The 4,188-nt window shown below is 70.5% G+C and carries 3 protein-coding genes; 2 read left to right on the top strand and 1 reads right to left on the bottom strand.

Annotation, left to right across the window (positions count from 1 at the left end; all coding sequences use genetic code 11):
• Positions 1–2,415: ligand-binding sensor domain-containing protein (locus tag WBA11_RS11020; RefSeq protein ID WP_424520738.1), on the bottom strand; the 2,415-nt coding region annotated here is incomplete at its 3' end.
• Between the two features lie 359 nt (positions 2,416–2,774).
• Between WBA11_RS11020 and WBA11_RS11015 the strand changes: the two genes are divergently transcribed.
• Positions 2,775–2,972: a hypothetical protein gene (locus WBA11_RS11015; protein ID WP_424520737.1), complete on the top strand. Its 198-nt coding sequence runs from the start codon at positions 2,775–2,777 to the stop codon at positions 2,970–2,972.
• Between the two features lie 258 nt (positions 2,973–3,230).
• The coding region (locus WBA11_RS11010; RefSeq protein WP_424520736.1) for a GWxTD domain-containing protein at positions 3,231–4,188 on the top strand (958 nt) is incomplete at its 3' end.

The raw sequence follows: 4,188 nt of genomic DNA, 5'->3' as shown, positions 1-4,188 counted from the left end.
GGCGAGACCGGCGAGCAGCCGGAACCACCACGCCTCGAACCAGCGCGGCGCGACGGTAACGGCCAGCGCGACCTCTGGCCCGTCCCAGACAGCACCGGCCGAGGCTTGGGCGCGGAACGTGTAGCGGCCCGGCGCGAGGTTGGTATACGCCGTCGTCCGCTCCGGTCCGGGCGGGTGCCACTCGTCGTCGTAGCCGTCCAGGCGGACGCGGTACCGCGTCGCAGCAGGGGCACCGGGAGCCGCAATGCGGAACGAGACGTCGCGCGCTCGAGGCCCCAACCGCACGGACTCGGCGTAGGGCGCCGCGACCTCGAGGTCGGACCCGATCGCAGCGTCGGCGCCCTCGATGTCGATGTCCGTGACCACGACCGGCAGCGGCCTCGAGGACGATCCGACCTCGGACGGTCGGAACCGGTTGAACCCGTTGATCCCGCCGAAGAACATCTCGCCGTCCGACGTGTGGAGCGACACGACGGCGTTGAACTCGAGGTCCTGGAGCCCGTCCTCCACGCCGAACGTCTCGAACGCCTCGGTCCCCGGCGAGAACCGCGTGAGCCCCGCGTTCGTGCTCAGCCAGACGTCGCCGGCCTCGTCGACCTCGAGGGCGTAGACGATGTCGTTGGGAAGTGCGCTGTTGCCCGTGTGGTGGTGGCGGAACGTGCCCGTGGCCGGATCAAAATGGCTGAAACCGGCGCCGTACGTCGCGAGCCACATCGTGCCGTCCTCGCCCTCCGTCACATCCAGGATCACGTCGCTCGGGGGCGTGTTCGGGTCCGACGGATCGTGTGGGAAGTTCCGCTCGGTGCCTCTCTCGGGGTGGTAGTACACCAGGCCCGCACCCCATGTCCCCATCCACAGTCCCCCGGCCTCGTCCTCGACGAAGGCCTTGGTCGCGTTTTGGTCGTCGTTGCCCAGGCAGTGGGCCTCGAAGGTGTCCGTCGCTCGGTCGAGAATGCTCGGACAGCCGGACCCGCCGGAGAGCACCCACAAGCGGCCTTGACGATCGGGACGGATGGCCCACGGGTTGTCCGCTGGGAGCCCGCCGGGCTCGAACTCGAACCGCCGGACGACGCGGCCGGTCGCAGGGTCGAGCCTCACCAACACGCCATCGTCTCCCATCGTCCCTCGCGTCCCGACCAGGAGGGTGCCGCTCGGCTCCTCGTAGATCGCCACGACCCATCCGGGCCCGATGCTACCGACGGTCCCGTCGGACTGAAACCGGCGAACCGCTCCATCCGGCTCGAACGCATCGAGGCCGCCCTCCGTCCCGACCCACAGCGTCCCGTCACGGGCCTCCAGGAACGACCACACGCCCGGATCGCCCACGCCGTCCGGCCCCGCAGCGACGTGCACGAACGGCGGCGCGGCCCACTCGAACGTGCTCAGGCCGGACTCGGTCGCGATCCAGACGGTCCCGCTCCGATCCAGGAAGAGCTTGCGGACCTCGCCGGCACTCAGACTCGATGCGTCCGTGGGATCGTGGGCGTAACGGGCCGTTCGCTCTGTGACGGGATCGTAGCGGAACAGCGCGTCTGCCGTCCCGACCCAGAGGTGGCCGGCGGGGTCCTCCAGCAGCGACCACACATCTTCACCTCGAAGCGCCGGTATGTCTCGAAAGCGGCCGTCGCCCTCGTGAAGCGCGAGGCCGGCCCCGGTCCCCACCCACAGGCGGCCCCGGCGGTCGAGGAGGAGCGCGCCGACGAGGTCGTGCGGCAGGCTCGCGGCGTTGCCCGGACGGTGACGGTAGGAGACGTACGTCCCGTCCGGCTGCCGGAGGACCAGCCCATCGCCTCGGGTGCCAATCCACAGTCGGTCCTCGACCTCGATGACGTCCGAGGGAAACAGGCTCGGGAAGGTGGAGTTGTCTGGGCGAAAGGCCTCGACCGTCTCTTGGGTCGGGTCGTAGCGGTACAGCCCCGACGTCCGTCCTGAGATCCACACGTCACCGTCCCGAGCGACGGTCATCCCGAACCCGCTCTCGATGGCGCGGTCCGTCGCGATCGGATGGAAGGCGTCGCGGCGGGGGTCGTAGCGCACGAATGTCCCGTCCTCGTCGACGATGTAGAGAGAGCCTCCGGGCGCGTCGGCGATGGCGAGGGGCCAGGCGCCGCCCAGGCTCGTGGTGTCGAACGGGATGGGTCGGTAGACGCGGAGCTCGGCGCCGTCGTAGCGGGCGAGCCCGTCCTCGGTGCCGAACCACAGGAACCCGAGCGAGTCCTGGTGGATGGCGTGGACGTCGGGATGGGGAAGCCCATCGTCGAGGCCGAGGTGCCGGAACCGGATCGGCTCGCCGAACGGGCGCTCGGCCTCGACAGCGGCGCCGGGCTGGGCGCGGGCGTCGTCCTCGAGGTCGGTGACCGCCCACGCGACGGCGGCGACGGCGAGAGCAGCGAGAAGACGACGGCGAGTGGACACGGAAACCAGGCGTTCGCAGGTCTCGGAAAGTAGAGGCCGCCCGCGAGGGCGGGACGCGCGAGACGTTGCCCCTGGGTCCGATCTGTTGACGTCAAGTCGCACGGGACCCGGTGAGGCCAGGTTGGGCGTGCTGCATCCCCCGGCCGTGGCCAGGACCTCGCGGTCAGCTTCACGCTCGACCGCCGGGACCGGAGTTGCTCGACCGCGAAACGGCCTGCCCCCGACCTAGCCGAGGAGGACGCGGCCTCGAGGACGCCGGCGCGACCTGTGGTCAAGAGATCGGACGCGACGTCAAGACATCGTCCAGCTTCTCTCCCGCCGGCGCCCCACTTTGTGACGACGACTCGCCGACGTCATCGATGCCCACCCGGACCCCGTCCCCCGACCCATCTGAGCGGGCCGACCTCGAGGTCGCCATTCTGGCCTCCGAGCTCGGCGTCCCGATCGTCCGCGCGGCGGGGCGCGACCTCGAGGATGCGCAGTCCAAAGGCGACCCGGCATCCGCCTGCGGACAGGACGCGGCGCCCGACGGTGACGACCGCGGCGCGAGCGCCTAGAGCGTCCTTCAGGATGCTGGAGGGAACGAGGGATACGGGACGGAGGGATGGAACATGAGGCGTCGCACCCATCCCGCATCCCTCCATCCCGTGATCCCTCTACCAACCGGAAGGTTGGCCTAGAGGCCCCGCCGACCTCGAGGACGGGTTCGACACCCCGTCCTCGAGGGGACGAACGCGTGTCACGGAAGCCCCCTTTGCAGCGCGAGCTTCAGGGCACCGCCGCGTGACCTCGAGACCGAACGGCGCGGCTAAGCCATGGACGTTACTCCGACACCCCTCGTGTGCCGACTCGCCGCTCTCGCCCTCGTGCTCGCCGGTTGCTCTGCGCCCGCCGTCGACGGGGTAGACCTCGAGGCCGCGACGCTAGTCGAGCAACGGACCCCTCCACCGGACTCGGTCCAGGGGGCCTACCTGCGTGCGCTCCGCACCGGCCTCGAGGTCGAACGCCACGTCGCACAGGCCGCAGCGCTCCTTCCCGACTCGCTCCGCGCTGCCCTCGAGGACGGGACGGCCGACGGACAAGACCTCGCGGCGTGGTGGCAGGCCCGGGATCCGCTCCCGCTGACGCCGACCAATGAGCGGTTGGCCGAGCACCTGCGTCGCGTCGCGGAGGCCGAGCGGCGGTACCCCGACGGCTCGGGACGAGGCTACGACGACCGCGGGGAGGCGCTGGTCCGGCTCGGTGAGCCCGTCTCCGTTCGCCGCGCCCGGTCACGGAACCAGACCCTCTCGCGCTCGCTCATGATGGCCGGACCGCCCGACAACGAAGTCTGGGACTACGGCCTGGACGGCGTGGTCCTGTTCGTCGAGGTCGGACGGTCGTGGCGGCGAGGTGGCCCGCTCGACCTGCTCCCCCCTGGGTTGCGATCTCCCAAGGTCGGCGCCCGTGAGCAGCAGTGGAGCGTGCTCTCGACGCTCTTTCTGCACGACATCCTGAACGGCCTCGCGCCGGCAGAACGGGGCTACGGTCGCCTGTTTGACCGACTCGATGTCGTTCTCAACGGCCCCGGCGGGATCAGTGAGAGCGCGCTCGAGAGGGGGCTCACTCCCCTCGGACTGGGCGAGACGATCACGCAGCGACTCGACGGCGGTCAGTTCGGCGTGGACGGGATCTCACCGGCCTTCTTCGACGAGGTCGAGACCGAGCAGCGCCGGATCGACCACGATCGGCCGGTCCTCCTGGACGCGACGGTCCCGCCCGTTCCCCAGATCC

It is taken from the genome of Rubrivirga sp., from assembly GCF_049648075.1.
Lineage (GTDB): Bacteria > Bacteroidota > Rhodothermia > Rhodothermales > Rubricoccaceae > Rubrivirga.
Note: the sequence above shows the minus strand (reverse complement) of the source record. Positions and strands in the feature narration are given on the sequence as shown.